Origin of the sequence: Diaminobutyricimonas aerilata, from assembly GCF_002797715.1 — a bacterium.
GTDB lineage: Bacteria > Actinomycetota > Actinomycetes > Actinomycetales > Microbacteriaceae > Diaminobutyricimonas > Diaminobutyricimonas aerilata.
Genome location: NZ_PGFF01000001.1, coordinates 992566 through 1012108, shown reverse-complemented (window position 1 = coordinate 1012108; position 19543 = coordinate 992566). Strand labels below are relative to the sequence as shown.

19 protein-coding genes and 1 tRNA gene are annotated in these 19543 nt (G+C 71.0%); 6 read left to right on the top strand and 14 right to left on the bottom strand.

The features are described 5' to 3' along the window. Positions 1-41 precede the first annotated feature (41 nt). Positions 42-416 (top strand): hypothetical protein, encoded by a 375-nt coding sequence (locus tag CLV46_RS04885; RefSeq protein WP_100363738.1) that lies wholly within the window; start codon positions 42-44, stop codon positions 414-416. 9 nt (positions 417-425) lie between these two features. Here the strand turns inward: CLV46_RS04885 and CLV46_RS04880 are convergent, their stop codons facing one another. The 5 genes from CLV46_RS04880 to CLV46_RS04860 form a co-directional block, all read right to left on the bottom strand. Continuing rightward, a complete protein-coding gene (locus tag CLV46_RS04880; protein WP_100363737.1) occupies positions 426-1403 on the bottom strand; it encodes a ribose-phosphate diphosphokinase in 978 nt (325 codons plus the stop codon). Positions 1404-1425: 22 nt separating this feature from the next. After that, positions 1426-2856, bottom strand: a complete 1431-nt coding sequence (glmU, locus tag CLV46_RS04875; protein ID WP_100363736.1) for a bifunctional UDP-N-acetylglucosamine diphosphorylase/glucosamine-1-phosphate N-acetyltransferase GlmU — start codon at positions 2854-2856, stop codon at positions 1426-1428. Between the two features lie 43 nt (positions 2857-2899). Next, positions 2900-3346, bottom strand: a complete 447-nt coding sequence (gene sufU / locus CLV46_RS04870; protein ID WP_100363735.1) for a Fe-S cluster assembly sulfur transfer protein SufU — start codon at positions 3344-3346, stop codon at positions 2900-2902. Further along, positions 3343-4644 (bottom strand): cysteine desulfurase, encoded by a 1302-nt coding sequence (locus CLV46_RS04865; RefSeq protein WP_100363734.1) that lies wholly within the window; start codon positions 4642-4644, stop codon positions 3343-3345. The genes sufU and CLV46_RS04865 overlap by 4 nt, the downstream gene beginning before the upstream one ends. A gap of 71 nt (positions 4645-4715) precedes the next feature. Further along, a tRNA-Gln gene (locus CLV46_RS04860) sits at positions 4716-4787 on the bottom strand. Between the two features lie 285 nt (positions 4788-5072). Between CLV46_RS04860 and CLV46_RS04855 the strand changes: the two genes are divergently transcribed. Continuing rightward, positions 5073-5570 (top strand): MarR family winged helix-turn-helix transcriptional regulator, encoded by a 498-nt coding sequence (locus CLV46_RS04855; protein WP_100363733.1) that lies wholly within the window; start codon positions 5073-5075, stop codon positions 5568-5570. Between the two features lie 16 nt (positions 5571-5586). On the opposite strand, the gene CLV46_RS04850 is transcribed toward CLV46_RS04855, so the two are convergent. The 5 genes from CLV46_RS04850 to CLV46_RS04830 form a co-directional block, all read right to left on the bottom strand. After that, positions 5587-5991, bottom strand: coding sequence for a DUF3592 domain-containing protein (locus tag CLV46_RS04850; protein WP_100363732.1), 405 nt, complete (start codon positions 5989-5991; stop codon positions 5587-5589). A 31-nt stretch (positions 5992-6022) separates the two neighbouring features. Then, on the bottom strand, positions 6023-6937 hold the full coding sequence (locus CLV46_RS04845; protein WP_100363731.1) for an NAD-dependent epimerase/dehydratase family protein: 915 nt from the start codon (positions 6935-6937) through the stop codon (positions 6023-6025). Between the two features lie 70 nt (positions 6938-7007). Then, positions 7008-8786, bottom strand: a complete 1779-nt coding sequence (locus CLV46_RS04840; RefSeq protein WP_100363730.1) for an ABC-F family ATP-binding cassette domain-containing protein — start codon at positions 8784-8786, stop codon at positions 7008-7010. A gap of 118 nt (positions 8787-8904) precedes the next feature. Then, positions 8905-9930 carry a hypothetical protein gene (locus CLV46_RS04835; RefSeq protein WP_157802229.1) on the bottom strand — a complete coding sequence of 342 codons (1026 nt, stop codon included), beginning with the start codon at positions 9928-9930 and terminating at the stop codon, positions 8905-8907. 68 nt (positions 9931-9998) lie between these two features. Next, a complete protein-coding gene (locus tag CLV46_RS04830; protein WP_100363728.1) occupies positions 9999-11255 on the bottom strand; it encodes an acyl-CoA dehydrogenase family protein in 1257 nt (418 codons plus the stop codon). Positions 11256-11502: 247 nt separating this feature from the next. Here CLV46_RS04830 and CLV46_RS04825 point away from each other — a divergent pair, with 247 nt between their 5' ends. The 3 genes from CLV46_RS04825 (at position 11503) to CLV46_RS04815 (ending at position 14242) form a co-directional block, all read left to right on the top strand. Then, positions 11503-12450: a MetQ/NlpA family ABC transporter substrate-binding protein gene (locus CLV46_RS04825; RefSeq protein ID WP_100363727.1), complete on the top strand. Its 948-nt coding sequence runs from the start codon at positions 11503-11505 to the stop codon at positions 12448-12450. Between the two features lie 62 nt (positions 12451-12512). Continuing rightward, complete coding sequence (locus tag CLV46_RS04820; protein WP_100363726.1) at positions 12513-13577, top strand: methionine ABC transporter ATP-binding protein; 1065 nt, start codon at positions 12513-12515, stop codon at positions 13575-13577. Further along, positions 13574-14242 (top strand): methionine ABC transporter permease, encoded by a 669-nt coding sequence (locus CLV46_RS04815; RefSeq protein ID WP_100363725.1) that lies wholly within the window; start codon positions 13574-13576, stop codon positions 14240-14242. The genes CLV46_RS04820 and CLV46_RS04815 overlap by 4 nt, the downstream gene beginning before the upstream one ends. 174 nt (positions 14243-14416) lie before the next feature. Here the strand turns inward: CLV46_RS04815 and CLV46_RS04810 are convergent, their stop codons facing one another. After that, positions 14417-15352 (bottom strand): 4-(cytidine 5'-diphospho)-2-C-methyl-D-erythritol kinase, encoded by a 936-nt coding sequence (locus tag CLV46_RS04810; protein WP_100363724.1) that lies wholly within the window; start codon positions 15350-15352, stop codon positions 14417-14419. A 118-nt stretch (positions 15353-15470) separates the two neighbouring features. On the opposite strand from CLV46_RS04810, the gene msuE reads away from it, so the two are divergent. Then, complete coding sequence (msuE, locus tag CLV46_RS04805; RefSeq protein ID WP_100363723.1) at positions 15471-16082, top strand: FMN reductase; 612 nt, start codon at positions 15471-15473, stop codon at positions 16080-16082. Positions 16083-16102: 20 nt separating this feature from the next. On the opposite strand, the gene rsmA is transcribed toward msuE, so the two are convergent. The 3 genes from rsmA to metG are packed head-to-tail and all read right to left on the bottom strand — an operon-like array spanning position 16103 to position 19468. Continuing rightward, on the bottom strand, positions 16103-16933 hold the full coding sequence (rsmA, locus tag CLV46_RS04800) for a 16S rRNA (adenine(1518)-N(6)/adenine(1519)-N(6))-dimethyltransferase RsmA (protein ID WP_100363722.1): 831 nt from the start codon (positions 16931-16933) through the stop codon (positions 16103-16105). Positions 16934-16935: 2 nt separating this feature from the next. After that, positions 16936-17877 (bottom strand): TatD family hydrolase, encoded by a 942-nt coding sequence (locus CLV46_RS04795; RefSeq protein WP_100363721.1) that lies wholly within the window; start codon positions 17875-17877, stop codon positions 16936-16938. Positions 17878-17899: 22 nt separating this feature from the next. After that, complete coding sequence (metG, locus tag CLV46_RS04790) at positions 17900-19468, bottom strand: methionine--tRNA ligase (RefSeq protein ID WP_100363720.1); 1569 nt, start codon at positions 19466-19468, stop codon at positions 17900-17902. Between the last annotated feature and the right edge of the window lie 75 nt (positions 19469-19543).

Genomic DNA, 19543 nt, shown 5'->3' with positions numbered 1-19543 from the left:
CTACCGGGCGGACGTGTCGCCGCGGGTGCGAGACTGGCGGGGTGCACGATGACGAACCCGAGCTCGCGGGCTACGAACCGGGCGACGACTCCCGTCCGCTGCGGTCGCGCCGCATGCTGCTCGCGATGCGCGTCGTCGTCGTGCTCGGGCTGCTCGGACTCGTTCTGCCGGGCATCCTGATCACCCTCTCGACCGCCGCGGACTCGGCGACACGTGCGTGCGCGATGTACACGGCGAGGGATGTCCCCGGCGCGCTGAGCTCGGAGGCCCGGTTCGAGGTGTTCGGCCCCGAGGGCATGGGGTGGAGCTGCTACGCCGAACGGTACGGCGACCGTGTGATGTACGTGATCGGCATGGGACTCATCCCCGCCGCGCCTCCGCGCGGAGCGGTGCCGGTGCCCGCCGAACGGAGCTGACCGGTCCGATCAGGCGGCGCCGTCGAACATCGAGGTGACCGACCCGTCGTCGAAGACGGCGTGGATGGCCTGTGCGATGAGCGGGGCGATGGGGAGGATCTCGAGGCGGTCCCAGCGCTTCTCCGGAGCGAGCGGCAGCGTGTCGGTGACGACGACCGAGTCGATGTGCTCGCTCTGCAGCAGCTCGACGGCCGGGTCCGAGAACACCGCGTGGGTCGCCGCGACGACGACGCTCGTCGCGCCGTTCTCCTTGAGTGCCTGGGCCGCCTTCGCGATCGTGCGGCCGGTGTCGATCAGGTCGTCGACGAGCAGGCAGACGCGCCCACTCACGTCGCCGACGATCTCGTGCACACTCACCTGGTTCGGCACGAGCGGGTCGCGTCGCTTGTGGATGATCGCGAGCGGGGCGCCGAGCTTGTCGCTCCAGATGTCGGCCACGCGCACGCGCCCCATGTCGGGGCTGACGACGGTGAGGGTCGAGGGGTCGAGGCGTGCCTTGAAGTGCTTGAGCAGCACCGGCATGGCGAAGAGGTGGTCGACGGGGCCGTCGAAGAATCCCTGGATCTGGGCGGCATGCAGGTCGACGCTCATGATGCGGTCGGCGCCGGCGGCCTTGTACAGGTCCGCGACCAGACGGGCCGAGATGGGCTCGCGCCCGCGGCCCTTCTTGTCCTGCCGCGCGTACGGGTAGAAGGGCGAGACGACGGTGATGCGCTTCGCCGACGCGCGCTTGAGCGCATCCACCATGATGAGCTGCTCCATGAGCCACTCGTTGATCGGCGAGGTGTGCGACTGGATGACGAACGCGTCGCAGCCGCGCACGCTCTCGTCGTAGCGGGCGTAGATCTCGCCGTTGGCGAAGGTGCGCGCGTCGGTCGGAACGAGTTCCGAACCGAGTTCGGCGGCGATGTCGGCGGCGAGCTGCGGATGCGCCCTGCCGGAGACGAGCACCAGCTTCTTCTCGCCGGTGATCTTGATTGCCGCCACGGGTCCCCGCTCTCCCGCTGGATCAGTCGTCGGTGCCGGCGTCCGCCGCGGCGTGCGCCGCTGCGGTACCGAGACGGTTCTTCTCGACCCAGCCCTCGATGTTGCGTTGCGGAGCCACATTGATCGCGAGCGAACCGGCCGGGACGTCCTTACGGACGACCGTTCCGGCGCCCGTATAGGCTCCGTCCCCAATCCTAACGGGGGCGACGAACACGTTGTGCGATCCGGTGCGCACGTGGGAGCCCACCTCGGTGCGGTGCTTGTTCACCCCGTCGTAGTTCGCGGTGATCGTTCCGGCACCGACGTTCGAGCCCTCCCCGACCGTCGTGTCGCCGACATAGCTGAGGTGGGGCACCTTGCTGCCGGTGCCGATCCGGGCGTTCTTCGTCTCGACGAACGTGCCGATCTTGCCGTCGGCGCCGAGGTGCGTGCCGGGGCGCAGGAAGGCCCACGGACCCACGGTGGCGCCGGCGCCGATGACGGCGAGGGTGCCGTCGGTGCGCCGCACCGTCGCTCCGGCGCCGATCTCGCAGTCGGTGAGGGTCGTGTCCGGTCCGACGACGGCACCCGATTCGATGACGGTCGCGCCGTGGAGTTGCGTGTTGGGCAGCACGGTGACGTCGGGGGCGAGCTGCACGGAGAGGTCGATCCAGGTGCTCGCCGGATCCTGCACGGTCACGCCGGCGAGCTGCCAGCCGCGCACGATCATCGCGTTGAGGCGCAGCGCCGCTTCGGTGAGCTGCGCGCGGTCGTTCACGCCCTCCACGACCCAGCTGTCGCGCACGGGGACGGCGGCGACGGGCGATCCCGCCTTCCGCAGCACGGCGATCATGTCGGTGAGGTATTTCTCGCCCTGCGCGTTGTCGGTCGTGAGGCTCGCGAGGTGGTCGCGCAGCGCGTGCGCGCCGAACACGTAGGTGCCCGAGTTGACCTCGGTCACGGCGAGCTCGTCGTCGCTCGCGTCCTTCTGCTCGACGATGCGGTCGAGCGCGCCGTCGGCGTCGCGCACGACGCGGCCGTATCCGGTCGGGTTCTCGAGTACCGCCGACAGGAGCGTGGCCGCGGCACCGGCATCCCGGTGGGCCTCGATCAGTCCGCTCAGGGTCGCGGCGTCGAGCAGCGGCACGTCGCCGTAGACCACGACGACCTCGCCGTCGAAGTCGTCGGGCAGCGCGGCGACGGCCAGTTCGACGGCACGCCCGGTGCCGGGCACGTCGTCCTGGTCGACGATGACCGCCTCCGGCAGCAGCTCGCCGATCGTGGCGGCGACGCGTTCGCGTTCGTGGCGCACGACGGCGACGATGTGCGCGGGGCCGAGCTCGCGCGCGGTCGCGAGCACGTGCCCGATGAGCGGCACCCCGGCGATCGGGTGCAGCACCTTCGGGGTGCTCGACTTCATGCGGGTGCCCTGGCCGGCGGCGAGGACGAGGACGGCGAGACGGGAGTCGGGCATGCCGCCATTCTGGCAGCACCGGCGGGCACGTCACCCGCCGGTGTCACCGGGTGCGGGCCTGCGCCAGCGCCTTCTCGACGGCGACCCACGGCAGCATGGCGCACTTGACGCGGGCGATGTACCGCGACACCCCGCCGAGCACGACGGCGTCGCCGAGGAGCGCCTCATCGGGAGCGATCGCGCCCCGTGAGCGCATCGCCGTGCGGAACGAGTCGATACGCACGTCGAGTTCGTCGGCGGTGAGCCCGGTCGTGAGTTCGGAGAGCAGCGAGGCGGAGGCCTGAGAGATGGCGCACCCGTGACCCTCCCAGCGCATCTCCGTGATGCGGTCGCCGTCGAGGTGCAGCTCGACCGTCACCTCGTCGCCGCACGTCGGATTGACCTGGCGGGAGGTCCCCGCGGCGCCGCCGCGCAACCCCACACCGTTCGGGGCGCCCGCGTGGTCGAGGATGACCTGCTGGTAGAGGCTCTCCATCCCGCTCGAGGTCATGAGTTCCTCCGGAAGAAGCGCGTGGCGTCCGCGACGCCCGCGACGAGCTGGTCGACCTCGTCGTCGGTCGTGTACAGGTAGGTGCTCGCGCGGGTCGACGAGGTGACGCCGAGACGGCGGTGCAGCGGCTGGGCGCAGTGGTGCCCGACGCGCACCGCGATGCCGCGGTCGTCGAGGAACTGGCCGACGTCGTGGGAGTGGATGCCGTCCACGACGAAGCTCGCGAGCCCGATCCGGTCGGCGGCGCCGCCGGCGCCGAGCACCCGCACCCCGTCGATGGTGCGCAGACCCTCGAGCAGGCGCGCGCCGAGCGCGACCCCGTGCCCGGTGACCCGGGCCATCCCCACCCCACGGAGGTAGTCGACCGCGGCGGCGAGCGCGATCGCCTGCGAGATGCGCTGCGTGCCGGCCTCGAACCGCTGCGGGGGCGGGAGGTATTCGGCGCCCTCCATGGTGACGGTGGTGATCATCGACCCGCCGGTGAGGAACGGCGGCATCGCCTCGAGCAGCTCGCGTCGGCCGTACAGCACGCCGATCCCGGTCGGGCCGAGCATCTTGTGGCCCGAGAAGACGGCGAAGTCCACGTCGAGCGCGGTGACGTCCACCGCGAGATGCGGCACGGATTGACACGCGTCGAGCACGACGACCGCGCCGACCTCCCGGGCGCGTGCGACGAGCTGCGCGACCGGATTGATGACGCCGAGCACGTTCGACACGTGGGCGAAGGCGAGGATCTGCGTGCGGGGCGTGATGATCCGCTCCGCCTCCTCGAGGCGGAGCGCACCGTCGTCGTCGACCGGGATGAACCGAAGGGTGGCACCGGTGCGCGCGGCGAGCTCCTGCCAGGGCAGCAGGTTCGCGTGGTGCTCCAGCTCGGTGACGACGATCTCGTCGCCGGGGCGCAACCGGAACCGGTCGGCCTCCGCTCCCCCGCGTCCGACGGTGGCGTTCGAGAACGCGTAGGCGATGAGGTTCACCGCTTCGGTCGCGTTCGACGTCCACACGATCTCGTCGTCGGATGCGCCGACGAAGTCGGCGACCGTGGCCCGCGCCTCTTCGAACAACTCGGTCGCCTCGGCCGCGAGGGTGTGCGCACCGCGATGCACTGCGGCGTTGCGCCGTTCGTAGTAGTCCCGTTCCGCATCCAGCACGGCCACCGGCTTCTGCGACGTCGCACCCGAATCGAGGTACACCAGCGGGTGCCCGTTCACGGCGGAGGAGAGCAGCGGGAAGTCCGCGCGGAGCGCCGTCACCTCCGAGAGGGAGAGCGATGCGGCGGGAGCTGGGATGACGGACATGCATCAAGCATCCCCCGATCCGACGGGAAGCGCCGTCACATGACGATGCGCAACCCCTCGAATCGATCGGGCTCCGCCTCCAGGACTCGAACCTGGACCTAACGGCTCCAAAGGCCGTCGTGCTGCCATTACACCAAGGCGGATCGCGCCATCCGCGCGGCCACCCAGTCTGCCAGACCCTCGGCGTCCGCTGGTCGAGCAGGGCGCGCTGGCGCCCGTATCGAGACCCGCATGGGGAACCCGCTGGTCGAGCAGGGCGCGCTGGCGCCCGTATCGAGACCCGCAAGGCGGAAACGGTTCGCCGTAGGGGTCTCGATACGGCGGCTTCGCGCGCCTACTCGACCGGCGTTGCGCCGTGGGGGTCTCGATACGGCGGCTTCGCGCGCCTACTCGACCGGCGGGCGGGCCGGGATCGGGATAATGAGGGCATGCCCGAATCCGACGAGGTCGACCGCATCGTCGACGCGTGGACGCGGGAGCGACCCGACCTCGACTTCGCCCCGCTGCAGGTGCTCTCCCGCGTCGCGCGGCTGGCGCGCCATCTCGAGCGTGCACGGCGGGCGGCGTTCGGAGCGTCCGGCCTCGAATCGTGGGAGTTCGACGTGCTCTCCGCGCTGCGCCGCGCGGGATCCCCGTACCAGTTGAGCCCGAAGGCGCTGCTGCAGCAGACCCTCGTCTCGAGCGGAACGATGACCAACCGCATCGACCGGCTCGTCGAACGCCGCCTCGTCGAACGCCGCACCGACCCGCACGACGGGCGCGGCATCCTCGTCGTCATGACCCCGATGGGTCGCGAGCGCGTGGACTCCGCGATCGTGCAGCTGCTCGGCTCGGAGGCCGAGCTGCTGGATGCGCTGTCGAAGTCGGATCAGGAACGGCTCGCCGGACTGCTGCGCAAGCTCAGCCTGGACTTCGACGAGGCCTGAGCCCGACGCCTCCGGGCTACTCGAGGAACAGCAGCAGCACGCCGGAGACGACGCTCACGAGCCCGAGGCCGAACAGCACCCAGCCCACGGTGCGCAACGCCTTGCCGCCGTGCTCCGGGGAGTCGATGCGGCCGGATGCGGGATGCCGCTCCGTGGCGAAGACGGTCACCGCGTCGCCGACCTCGTAGACGTGCCCGGGTTCCCGGTCGTCGCTGCCCTCGTGCAGCTCGCCATCCGTCCCGAACCAGCGGAAGGAGACCACGTCATCCGTCACCGACACGACGGCTCCATCGTGCGGCCGCCAGGAGCGGGCGAGCGCGCGTTGCGTGTAACCGGCGATGAGGAAGAGCGCGCCGAGTACGAGGCCGACCCAGCTGAGCAGCTCCGCGAGCGTCGACAGCACGGCGATCGGGTCGGTCACGCTCTCATGTTAGAGGCGGCGCTCATCCGCCTCACCAACGCTCGGCGCCGTCGAGCGACGTGGGACGCGGCCGGAACCCCAGCCGTTCGCGGGCGGCGGTGAGGTCGAGGGTGCGCTCGCGACCGAATTGGGCGACCGCGAAACGCGTCGTGCCGGGCCGGCGGCGCGCGAGTGCCGCCGTGCGTTCGAGCGCCGTCGCCGCAGCGAAGGCCGCCCGGAACGGCACCGGCGTGATCCGCACATGCCCCATCCCCTTGCGGGCGAGCAGTTCGCGGAGCACGGCGGAGAGCAGGACGGGAGTGTCGTCGCCGACGTTGTACACACCGGTCGGCGCCCCCGGTCGCAGCGCGCATTCGACCGCCCGCACGAGGTTCGGCAGCGAGGTGAGCGTCTGACGCACCTCGGATCCCTCCGGCAATGCGAGCCGCCCCCGGCGGACCTGTCCGAGGATGCGCGGGATGAGCAGGGCATCGCCGGGCCCGTAGACGGCACGCGGACGCAGGATGACGAAGTCGGTGCCGGCGAACTCGAGTTCCGCCGCCGCCTTCGACTCCGAGTACCCGCACAGCGCCGTGCCGCCCGCCTGGGACTCGGTCACTTCGACGTTGGCGCCGAGGTTGTCGTACACCGCCGCGGAGGAGAGGTGCACGAAGCGCGTGGTGCGGAAGCTGCGGATCACCGTGCGCGTGCCGTCGCGGTTGATGCGCATCGCCTCGGCGCGGGGCGCCGTCTCGTCCACGAGAGCCGCGCAGTGCACGACGGCGTCGAAGTCCCGATCACCGAGCAACGGGCCGCCCACGAAGTCCCAGCTGCGATAGCGGGCCCGCGGATGGGACCAGCCGTTCGGGTCACGCCCGAAGCCGACCACCTCGTGGTCGCGATCGGCGAGCGCTGTCGCGACAGCGCCTCCGACGAACCCGCTCGCCCCGGTGACCGCGATCCTCATCGGCGTGCTGCACGCCCCGTCGACAGATCCACCCGACCGAGCATAGGGCGGGCGGCAGCGGCGTTCGAACTCACTCGAGCGCCTCCCCGACCTCGAGCCAGCGGCCCTCGAGTTCGTCGAGTTCGGCCTGCAGTCGGCGCTGCTCCTCCTGCAGGCGGGCGAGTCCTTCGTAGTCGGACTGGTCGTGGGCGGCGAACCGGTCGCCGAACGCCGCGAGCTCTCCGGACACCCGCTGCATGCGGCGGTCGATCGACGCGAGCTCCTTCTCGGCGGCGCGCCGCTCGGAACCCGACAGCCCGGCCGCCGGCGCATCCGTCACCTTCGCCGAGACGGCGTTCGCCGCATCCCGTTCGCGCCGCAGCCGCAGGTACTCCTCGACCCCGCCGGGCAGGTGCCGCAGCGTGCCGTCGAGGATCGCGTACTGCTGATCGGTCACGCGCTCCATGAGGTAGCGGTCGTGGCTCACGACGATGAGGGTGCCCGGCCAGGAGTCGAGCAGGTCCTCGATCGCGGCGAGCATGTCGGTGTCGAGGTCGTTGGTCGGCTCGTCGAGGATGAGCACGTTCGGCTCGGTGAGCAGGATGAGCAGCAGCTGCAGCCGCCGCTTCTGCCCGCCGCTCAGGTCTTTGATCGGCGTGCTCAACTGCGCGGACGAGAACCCGAGCCGCTCGAGCAGCTGGCTCGGCGTGAGCTCCTTGCCGCCCGCGACGTACGAGCTGCGCTGGCGCGCGAGCACTTCGCGCACCCGGTCGTCGAGGATCGGATCGAGCTCGGTCAAGCGCTGGTCGAGGATCGCGATCTTCACCGTCTTGCCGCGCTTCACCCGCCCGGAGGTGGGCTGCACGGTGCCGGCGATGAGACCGAGCAGGGTCGACTTGCCCGCGCCGTTCACCCCGAGGATGCCGGTGCGCTCCCCCGGCGCGATGCGCCACTCGATGTCGCGCAGCACGGTGCGCCCGTCGAACTCGACGCCTGCGCCGAGCACATCGACGACGTCGCGACCGAGTCGCGACACGGCGAGGCGGCTGAGGCCGACGCTGTCGCGCACGGGCGGCTCGTCTTCGATCAGCTGGTTCGCCGCGTCGATGCGGAACTTCGGCTTACTCGTTCGCGCGGGCGGGCCGCGGCGCAGCCAGGCGAGTTCCTTGCGCATGAGGTTCTGGCGCTTCGCCTCGGATGCGGCGGCCATCCGGTCCCGCTCGACGCGTTGCAGAACGTAGGCGGCGTAACCGCCCTCGAACGGCTCGATGATGCGGTCGTGCACCTCCCACGTGTCGGTGGAGACCTCGTCGAGGAACCACCGGTCGTGGGTCACCACCACGAGTCCGCCCGAGCCCGCGGGCCACCGTCGTTTGAGGTGTTCGGCGAGCCACGCGACCCCCTCGACGTCGAGGTGGTTGGTCGGCTCGTCGAGGAACACGAGGTCCCAGTCGCGGGTGAGCAGCGCGGCGAGCGCGATGCGGCGCCGCTGACCGCCGCTGAGGTCGCGCAGCTGCGCGTCCCACGGGATCTCCTGCACGAGCCCGGCGATCACGTCACGGATGCGCGCGTCCCCGGCCCACTCGTGCTCCGCACGGCCGCCGACCACCGCATCCAGCACCGTCTGGTCGTCGGGCAGCTCGTCCGCCTGATCGAGCATGCCGAGCGTGACACCACGACGCCGGGTGACGCGACCCGCATCCGGCTCCTGACGACCGGCGAGGATGCGCAGCAGCGTCGACTTGCCGTCGCCGTTGCGTCCGACCACGCCGATGCGGTCGCCCTCGCTGAGCCCGACCGTCACGTTCTCGAACACGACGCGAGTCGGGTACTCGAGCCGGATACCCTCGGCCCCGAGCAGATGCGCCATCCGTCGAGCCTAACGGCGCGGGCGGCGTCGCTCCGACCGCGGGTCCGTGCCGGAAGCCCTGCACGCCCGCTCCCTCCGAAGTCGCAGTTGCGCATAGTGCGATGCGCGCGCACTGTGCTCAACTGCGACTTCGGCGTTGATGGAGCAGCCGGCGCGTGCGCTCGAGGAGTGCGTGCGGCCGCGCGATGTCGTCGGAGACCACACGGACGCAACGCCACCCCGCGTCCTCCATCCGCTCCCGACGGTCGATGTCGTCGACGAATGTCGTGCGATGGAGGCGATGCCCCTCGCCTTCGTACTCGAACGCGATCCGCTCGGCGACGTAGGCGAGATCCGGGTGCCCGATGAAGGCGCCGGTGTCGTCGTGGATCGGGTGCCGGATGACCGGCTCCGGAAATTCGTTCCGCACGAGCAGGAGGCGCAGGCGCGTCTCCATCGGGGAATCCGTGAGCGGGCGTGCAAGGTCCATGGCCTCACGGAGCCGTCGAACGCCGCGGGCCCCGCCTGCCCGCGCCAGAGTGTCGATGAGACGTTCCGACGTGGACTGTGGTCGCTTGCGGCGAAGCAGGTGGTCGGTCGCCACCACCAAGTCCTCGAGTTCGAGGTACGAGGCGAGCTGTACCCAGACGGCTTCCGGTGTGACGACGGGTAGCCCACCGACGTCGCGGCAGGCCCACCATGCAACGGATCCGATGCGATGACCGCGCACCCCGCGCATCCGGGGCACCGCGACGGGAGCCGATACGTCGATCGCCCACTGCGACTCGAGGCGACGGGGAAGAGGGATCCCCAGCAACACGGCCGCGGTGACGTGAGTGAACACGGCGCCGTCGACCGCGGTAGCGAGGTAGGCGCGGCAGCGAGCTCGGAGGCCGGATGGTTCGGCGATGATACGCACGCCGCGAAAGGGCGCGCTGACGTCGCTCGCCCGCAGGCGCGACCTCGCGACGCCGAGTCGACGCGCCTCGGCGGACGCGAAGCCGTCGGCCGGCAACGCCGGGGGAAGCGGCCGTCTCGCTGTCACGGCTCCAGCGTGACGGCTGTCTGCCGGCCGCGAGCCGGTGCATCCGCCTCCCTGCAACCGGACCTCATCCTCGCGGCTGGGGAGGACGAGGAACGCGGCATCGAAGTCGCAGTCGTGCACAGTGCGGCGGTCACGCACTGTGCGGAGCTGCGACTTCGGCAGCAGGACGGCGCGCGGCCGCGCCAGCGTCAGGCGCGCGGCGCGCGCGGCGGGCCCGCCTGCGGGGGCGTGCCGTCGAGGTGGTACGCGCCGATCTGCGCCGCCCGTTGGATCGCGGGGTTGTGCGACGCGATCGTGCGGGCGTTGCGCCAGAGCCGGTCGAGGCGCAGGGAGGTGGAGGTGGCGGATGCGCCGCCGACCTCGAAGAGGTCCGTCGTCGCGCGCAGCACGAGATCGATCACCGTCTGCTGCGCCTCGAAGACCGCGATCAACGCCGCCTCGTAGCGGCCCGCATCCGAGTCGTCGAAGCGGCGCGCCAGGTCCGCCTCCTCGAGTCGCCGCGCGGCCTCGAGCACGATCGACTCCGCGGCGAACCGGGCGGATGCGACGCGGCCGACGACGGACTGCACGAGCGGGTCGGCGCGTGGCACGGACTCCCCCGCCACCCCGAACGTCCGTGTGCGGGGCCGCACGAACGCGACCGCCTCCCGCTCGGCCGCCCGCGCGATCCCGGCGAGGGAGGCGAGCAGCACGAGCTGGTACAGACCCGACGTGTAGGCGAGCGGACGATGCTCCGCGCTCTCATCGAACGGCAGCACGTGGCGCGGGTCGACCTCGACGTCGTCGAAGACGGTCGTGCCGCTGCCGGTGAGCCGCTGCCCGAACCCGTCCCAGTCGTCGATGCGGGCGACCCCGTCGGCCCGCGCGGGCACGGCGAGCGCGACGGGGGCGTCGTCCCACCGCGCCGCGGACCAGATCCAGTCCGCGAAGAGCGTGCCGGTGCTGTAGTACTTGCGGCCGTTGAGCACGAGCCGACCGTCGCGCTGCTCGAGGGTCGTAGAGGTGGCCGACGTGCCGCTGCGTTCCGCTTGCGCGTTGCCGAACAGGATGCGCCGGTCGGCGATCGTCTCGAACCACTCCCGACGCTGCGGAGTGTCGGGCAGCGCCCGCTGCGTCTCCACGAACGCGATATGCCCGCGCAGCAGCTGCGGCACGTTCGAGTCGGCGGCCGCGATCTCGATGAGCAGCCGCACCAGGTCGGCGAGGCTGACACCCCATCCGCCGTATTCGACCGGCACGCGCAACGCGCCGAATCCGGCCTCCTTGAGCCAGCCGACCTCTTCGAAGGGCAGCAGCCGCAGCTCCTCGCGCTCCACCGCATCGGCGGCGATGCGGTCGATGATCGGCCGGAAGACGTCGGCGATCCGGTCGTACTCGGCGGCCGACGCGGATGCGGTGGTCGGCCCGGCGGGATCGGTGGGCGGGGCGCTCAGGGGCGTGCTCATGACGGCGATCCTGACGGGCGCCGGCCGTCACGTCGACGGATGTTGCGAAGTATGAAGAACCTTCGGATGCGGCCGCAGAATCGCCGCCGCGCAAGTGTTACGTCACGCACCGTCACACTTCTGAACATTCTTTGCGACCCGTCCACGCACTCGTCATCGTGGGTTCGCACCGGCGGCACACCCCGCCGACCGGGCCACGACGACCGCGTCGCACGAGCACCGGCACACAGCACCGAGGAGATCCCCCATGTCCCAGTCCGCCCCCGTCCTTCCCGAGAAGCCGCGTCGCCGCACCGGCCTCATCGTGGGCATCGCCGCCGCGATCGTCGCGGTCGTCATCGCCGCATTCCTGCTCGTGCCGCCGCTTCTGAGCGGACCCGCGAACGCGACGGAGGAGGGCGGGGAGGTCACCACGGTGAAGATCGGCGTGACCGATGCCGCCCAGCCGCACTGGCAGATCCTGAACGATCTGCTGGGGGAGGAGGGCATCGAGCTCGAGCTCGTGAACTTCACCGAGTACCCGCTGCCGAACCCGGCCCTCGCCGCCGGCGAGACCGACCTCAACGCGTTCCAGCACCTCGACTACCTCTCGAACCACAACATCGCTACCGGCGACGACCTGCAGCCGATCGGATCGACGATCATCGTGCCGCTGCCCCTGTACAGCGAGAAGTGGGACTCGGTCGAGGAGATCCCCGACGGCGCTCAGATCGCGATCCCGAACGACCCGAGCAACCAGGGCCGCGCGCTCGGCGTGCTCGAGGCCGCCGGCCTCGTCGAACTGACCGGCGAGCCGCTCGTGCCCACGCCGGCCGACATCGACGCCGCGAACTCCCGCGTGACGGTCATCCCGGTCGAGGCGTCGCAGACCCCCGCCGCGCTGCAGTCCGCCGACGGCGCGATCATCAACAACAACTTCTCGAGCGACGCCGGCATCGACCCCGACAGCGCGCTGTTCTCGGTCGACCCCGAGGACCCGAAGAGCTGGCCGTACCTCAACGTCATCGCCGCGCGCGCCGACGACGTCGACAACGAGACGTACCTGAAGATCGCCGAGCTGTACCACTCGAAGGCGGTCACGGATGCGGTCGTCGAGCAGTCCGGCGGCACCGCCGTCGTCATCGAGCTCGACGGCGAGGAGCTGCGCGAGCGACTCGCCTCGATCGAGAAGCAGAAGCGCGACGCCGCGAAGTGACCGGTCGGAGCGGGGTCGTCGCGAGACGGCCCCGCTCCGCTGTCGTGAAAAAGGAGCAGCCGATGACCCACATCATCGAGTTCGAGAATGTGACCAAGACCTTCCGCACCCCCAGCGGCGAGGTCACCGCCGTCGATGACGTGACCCTCGGCATCCGACCGGGCGAGGTCTTCGGCATCATCGGGTACTCCGGCGCCGGCAAGAGCACCCTCGTGCGGCTCGTCAACGGGCTCGAACGCGTGTCGAGCGGCCGGCTCGTGGTCGACGGGGTCGACATCAGCACCATCCGGGAACGGGAGCTGCGCCCGGTGCGCGCCCGCACCGGCATGATCTTCCAGCAGTTCAACCTCTTCCGCTCGCGCACCGTCGCCGGCAACGTCGCGTATCCACTCAAGGTCGCCGGTTGGCCGAAGGCACGACGCGATGCCCGCGTCGCCGAGCTGCTGCACTTCGTGGGCCTGCTCGATCGGGCTCACGCCTACCCCGACCAGCTCTCCGGCGGACAGAAGCAGCGTGTAGGGATCGCCCGCGCCCTCGCGACCTCCCCGCGCATCCTGCTCGCCGACGAGTCCACGAGCGCGCTCGACCCCGAGACGACCCGCGACGTGCTCGACCTGCTGCGCCGCGTCAACCGCGAGCTCGGCGTCACCATCGTCGTCATCACGCACGAGATGGAGGTCGTGCGGGCCATCGCCGACCGGGTGGCCGTGCTCGACGCCGGCCGGGTGGTCGAGCAGGGCACCGTGTTCGACGTGTTCTCGAACCCGCGCAGCGACACCGCACAGCGGTTCGTCGGCAGCGTGCTGCACGACCGCCCCGACGCGGAATCGCTCGAGCGGCTGCGCAGCGCCCATCCGGGTCGCATCGTCACCGCACGCGTCGTCGACGGCAGCCGGGTCGGTGCGGTGCTCTCGGATGCGGGCGCGCACGGCGTGCGGTTCGAGATCGTCTTCGGCGGCATCGGCTCGCTGCAGGCGCGCTCGTTCGGATCGCTCACGCTCGAACTGACCGGACCGGACGACGGCGTGGATGCGGTCATCGCCGCCCTGCGCGAGGTCACCGAGGTGGAGGAACCGGGCGCCGACGACGGCCGGCACGAAGAGCTCGAACTGGAGGCGGCACGATGAACGTCGGCTGGGACTGGGACCTGCACGGACCCCTCGCCCTCGAAGCGCTCGGCGAGACGCTGTACATGGCGGCGCTCACGATGCTGATCGGCGGCGCGGCGGGACTCATCGTCGGCACGGCCCTCTACGTCACGCGCGCGGGGTCGATCCTGCCCAACCGCGTCGTGTTCGCGGTGCTCAACGTCGTGGTCAACTTCGTGCGCCCGATCCCGTTCGTGATCCTGCTCGTGGCGATCATCCCGCTCACCTCGCTGCTCACGGGCACCTTCCTCGGCACCGCCGCCGTCGTCCCCCCGCTCGCGATCGCGACGGCGTTCGGCTTCTCGCGCATCGTGGAGCAGAACCTCGTGACGATCGAGCCCGGGGTCATCGAGGCGGCGCGCGCAACCGGCGCCGGACCGTGGCGCATCATCGCGACGCTCCTCGTTCCCGAGGCGCTCGGACCGCTCATCCTCGGCGTCACGTTCGTGTTCGTCGCGGTGATCGACATGTCCGCGGTCGCGGGCACCGTCGGCGGCGGCGGGCTCGGCGACTTCGCGCTCACCTACGGACACCACCGCTGGAACCCGGTCGTCACGTGGGCCGCGGTCGGCGTGATCATCGTGCTGGTGCAGCTCGTGCAGCTCGTGGGCAACCGGCTCTCGCGGGCGGCGCTGCGCCGCTGACCGGCCGCTCCCTGCGCCCGTCGAAGGAGCACCCGGGGTCATCGCTTCGACAGGCTCAGCAACCGGTGCGTGCTTGCGGAGTCGTCGCTCCCTGAGCCTGTCGAAGGGAGCACCACGTTGCGGTCGCTTCGATGAGCTCAGCGACCGGCGGGCTCAGCGACCGGCGGTGTCCCGTCAGTCGGTGACGAGGCGGGCGCCGTGCACCGGGCCGGTCGCCCGCACGGCCTTGAGGCGGGCTGCGGAGAGCGCGACCTGCAGGTCGAGGGCGCTGTCGAGGTCGGCGGCGAGGAAGGCGACGGTCGGACCGGAACCCGAGACGATGCCGACGAGCGCGCCGTTCGCCTCGCCGAGCTCGAGCGTCTCCGCGAGGGACGGCTCGAGGTGCAGGGCCGGTGCCTGCAGGTCGTTGTGCAGGCACTCGGCGAGCATGTGCGGGTCGCCGGCGCGCAGCGCCTGCAGCACGTGCGCGTCGACCGTCGGCGTGGGGTCGGCCGGGTAGATGTCGCGCGCGTGACGCTCCCGGTGCCGGTCGAGCTCGGTGTACACCGTCGGGGTCGAGAGCCCGAAGTCCGCAACGGCCAGCACCCAGTGGAACTGGCCCTTCGCGAGCGCGGGAGAGAGCTCGTCGCCGCGGCCGGTGCCGATCGCGGTGCCGCCCGTGATCGCGAACGGCACGTCGGCTCCGAGCTGGCGCGCAAGCGCGAGCAGCTGTTCACGCGGCAGGTCGGTGCGCCACAGCGCGTCACACGCGATGAGCGTCGCCGCGGCATCCGCGGAGCCGCCGCCCATGCCGCCCGCGACGGGCACGTTCTTCTCGATGTCGATGTGCACGCCGCCGAGGTACCGCGTCGTGCGGGCGAGCAGCCGTGCCGCGCGGATGGCGATGTTCGACGGGTCGGTCGGCACACGGCCGAGTTCGACGCTGCCGGTGAGGCTCACCGAGAAGTCGTCCGCGTGGCGCACGCGCACCTCTTCGAACAGCGACACCGCCTGGTACGCGATCGCCACGTCGTGGTAGCCGTCGTCGAGCAGGGCGCCGACCTTGAGGAAGACGTTGATCTTGCCCGGCGCCCTCGCGTGCACGACGGCGGAGGCGGCCGGCACGGTCATGTTTCCAACCTAGCCGGGAATGCCGGAGGGTCCGAACCGCGTAACGCGAGGTCACGCGACTGGCACGCCGGGGCGGGCACGGCGAGCATGGAAACGCCCACCGAGGAAGGGGATCCCCGTGACCGATCGCATCCGCATCGTGGGGGTGAGCGGCAGCCTCACCCGCCCGTCGCGCACGACCGCCCTGGTCGTCGCCGTCGCCGACGCGCTCGCGAAGGACCTCGGCGCCGACACCGAGGTCATCGAGCTCGCGGGCATCGTGCCCGACCTCGCCACGGGCACCTCACGCTCCGAACTCGGCGAGCCGGCCCGCCGCGCCCTCGACGCGGTGGAGCGGGCGGATGTGGTGGTCGCCGGGTCGCCCGCCTACCGCGCCGCCTACACCGGCATCTTCAAGCACTTCTTCGACTACGTGGGGCAGTACTCGCTCGTCGACAAGCCCGTCGTGCTGACCGCGACCGGCGGCAGCGACCGTCACGCGCTGCTCGTGGAGCACCAGATGCGTCCGCTGTTCGGGTTCTTCCAGGCGCTCACCCTGCCGTTGGGCATCTTCGGCAACGAGAACGACTTCACCGACTACCGCGTCACCTCCAGCGAGCTCGACGAGCGCATCCAGCTCTCCGTCTCCCGCGCACTGCCGCTCATCACCTACCAGCTGCGCAGTTCGGGCCGCCTGCCCGGGGCTCCGGCGCCGGACCCGAGCGTCATCGACGCGGTCTCCCTGCGCTGACGCCCCGCCGGCCGGAGCGGTCAGGCGGTGCCCGCGATGGCGAGGAAGTCCGCGACCGTGAGCTGCTCGCCGCGCGAGGTCGGGTCGAGGCCGGCCGCCGCGATGCGAGCGGATGCGGTGGCCGAGTCCCCGAGCACGGTCGACAGGGCCTGACGCAGCATCTTGCGCCGCTGCTGGAAGGCGGCGTCGACGAGCTCGAAGGTCGCGACCCGTTCCGCTTCGGTGCCCGGCTGCTCCTCGCGACGGAATCCGACGAGCACCGAGTCGACGTTCGGCACCGGCCAGAAGACCTGCCGGCTCACGTTGCCCGCGGTGCGCCAGCTGCCGTACCAGGCGGCCTTCACGCTCGGCGCGCCGTACACCTTCGAGCCCGGGGCCGCGGCGAGGCGGTGACCGACCTCCGCCTGCACCATCACGAGCCCGGAGCGCAACGACGGGAAGTGCTCGAGCAGGTGCAGCAGCACCGGCACGGAGACGTTGTACGGCAGGTTCGCCACGAGCGCGGTCGGCTCGGTCGGCAGCTCGGTGACGCGCAGCGCGTCGGCCGTCACGACCTCGAGCCGCGCATCCGGTTGCAGTTCGCGCACCGTGAGCGGCAGCTGCTCGGCGAGGCGCTTGTCGATCTCGATCGCCGTGACCGGCGCGCCGAGCTCGGTGAGGCCGAGCGTGAGGGAACCGAGGCCCGGACCGACCTCGAGCACCCGGTCGTCGGCGGTGACGCCGGCGGTCTGCACGATCTTGCGCACCGTGTTGCCGTCGATGACGAAGTTCTGGCCGAGCTTCTTCGTCGGCTGGATGCCGAGAAGGTCGGCGAGATCCCGGATCTCGGCGGGCCCGAGCAGCGCGCCCACCCTCACTCCGGGAGCACGACGGGGTCCGACTCCCACGTGCCGTAGACGAGTTCGGTGTTGGAGGAGATCTGCGCGGCGAGCATCGACACATCGGTGCCGAGGTGATCCGCCATCGCCCGCAGCGTGTGCGGGATGAGGTACGGCGAGTTCGGACGCCCGCGGAACGGCGTGGGCGTCAGGTACGGCGAGTCCGTCTCGACGAGCAGCAGGTTGCGGGGCGCCACCTCGAGCGCCTCACGAAGGTCGTGCGCGTTCTTGAACGTCACGGTGCCGGCGAACGACATGTACCAGCCGTTGTCGGTGCAGATCTGCCCGAGCTCCGCGTCGCCCGAGAAGCAGTGGAACACCGTCCGCTCGGGGGCGCCGACCCGCAGGAGCGTCTCGATGACGTCGCGGTGGGCCTCGCGGTCGTGGATCTGCATCGCGATGCCGTGCTCCTTGGCGATCGCGATGTGGGCCTCGAACGACCGCAGCTGCGCGGCACGGCCGTCCTCCCCGGTGCGGTAGTAGTCCAGGCCCGTCTCACCGATCGCCCGGATGCGCGGCCGCGCGGCGAGTTCGGAGATCTCGGCGAGCGCGTCGTCGAGCTCCCCCGCGGCGTCGAGCGCCGGCGCTTCGTTCGGATGCAGGGCGACCGCTCCGAGCAGGCGCGGTTCGCGGTGCACGACCTCCGCGGTCCAGCGGGAGGTGGGCAGGTCGGTGCCGACCTGCACGGCGCCGCGCACGCCGACGCTCGACGCCCGGTCGAGGTGCTCGCGGTAGTCGAACGGACCGTTCTCGCCGCTCGGGTCGCCGTCGGCGATCTCGAGGTGGGCGTGGTTGTCGTACACCGGCACGACGAGCGCCTCCGGAAGCGGCGGGTACTCCAGGTCGCGGGTCTGCCCCTGCTCGGTGGAGGTCGCGCGGGCTCGCACGAAGGCCGACAGGTCGTTCTGGTCGGTCACGCTCGTCCTTCCGTCCGGCGCGTCACGCGCTCGTGGGCTCGCTCTCGATGCGGGGGAACAGCGCCGACTCGAGCGCCTCGACGGCCCGATCGGCGGTCCACTCGTACGCGCGGGCGATGGGCTGCTCCTGCACCGTGCCGGTGCCGCCGATCGCCTGCCACAGCTTGGCGGTCGCCTTCGGCATCACAGGCGACAGCAGCACGGCGAGGGTGCCGAGCCCACGGACGGCGGTGTGCAGCACGGTGTCGAGCCGCTCGGCGTTCGCCTCGTCCTTCGCGAGAGCCCACGGCTCCTGCTCGGTGATGTACCCGTTGAGCTCGTCGACGAGCTGCCAGATCGCGGCGATCGCGTCGTGGATGGCCATCCGATCGATGGCCGCGTCGGCCTGCTCCGTCGCGGCGCGCTCCGCGGCACGCACGCGCTCGTCCGCCTCGGTGCGCGCGCCGCCCTCGGTGACGACGCCGTCGCGGTACCGCCGCACCATGGCGACGACGCGCGAGGCGAGGTTGCCGAACCCGTTCGCCAGTTCGGCCTGGTAGCGGGCGCTGAGGTCCTCCCAGCTGAACGAGCCGTCCTGCCCGAAGGTGATCGCGCGCAGGAAGTAGTAGCGGAACGCATCCGACCCGAACGTGTCGGTGATCTGGTTCGGCGCGATGCCGGTGAGCTTCGACTTCGACATCTTCTCGCCGCCGACGAGCAGCCAGCCGTGGCCGAAGACACCGCGCGGAACCGGGAGGCCGGCCGCCATGAGCATCGCCGGCCAGATGACCGCGTGGAAGCGCGCGATGTCCTTGCCGACGAGCTGGATCGCGGGCCAGCGGCGCTCGAACTGCTCGTCGTCGACGCCGTAGCCGATCGCGGTGATGTAGTTCAGCAGCGCCTCGAACCAGACGTAGACGACGTGGCTGTCGTCCCACGGGATCTTGATGCCCCAGTCGAAGCTCGACCGCGAGATCGAGAGGTCGGCGAGACCCTGCTTCACGAACTGCACGATCTCGTTGCGCACGCTCTCGGGGCGCACGAAGTCGGGCTCGTTCTCGTAGAGGTCGAGCAGCTGCTGCTCGAACTGGCTCATGCGGAAGAAGTAGTTGCGCTCCTTGAGCACCTCGATGGGACGACCGTGGATGGCGCAGACCTGCTGGCCCTCGTACTCCCCGGTGCCGTCGACGAGGTCGCTCGGCTGCTTGTACTCCTCGCACCCGACGCAGTAGAAGCCCTCGTACTCGCCGGCGTAGATGTACCCGTCGTCGTAGAGCTTCTGCAGGAACTTGGTGACACCCTCCTCGTGGCGGGCGTCGGTGGTGCGGATGAAGTCGTCGTTGGCGATGTCGATCGTCTTCAGCAGCGGCTTCCACGCGGACTCGACGAGCTCGTCGGCCCACTGCTGCGGCGTGGTGTTGTTCGCGACGGCGGTGCGCAGGATCTTCTGTCCGTGCTCGTCGGTACCGGTGAGCAGCCAGGAGTCCTCGCCGCGCTGACGGTGCCAGCGGGCGAACACGTCGGCGGCCACCTCGGTGTAGGCGTGCCCGATGTGCGGAACATCGTTGACGTAGAAGATGGGCGTCGCGATGTAGAAGGACTCGCCGGGCATGGCGTCGAGTCTACGGGGGCGCGGATGCCCGTGACGGCGGTGGCCCGCGCACGACCCTTCGCGGCCGACGACCAG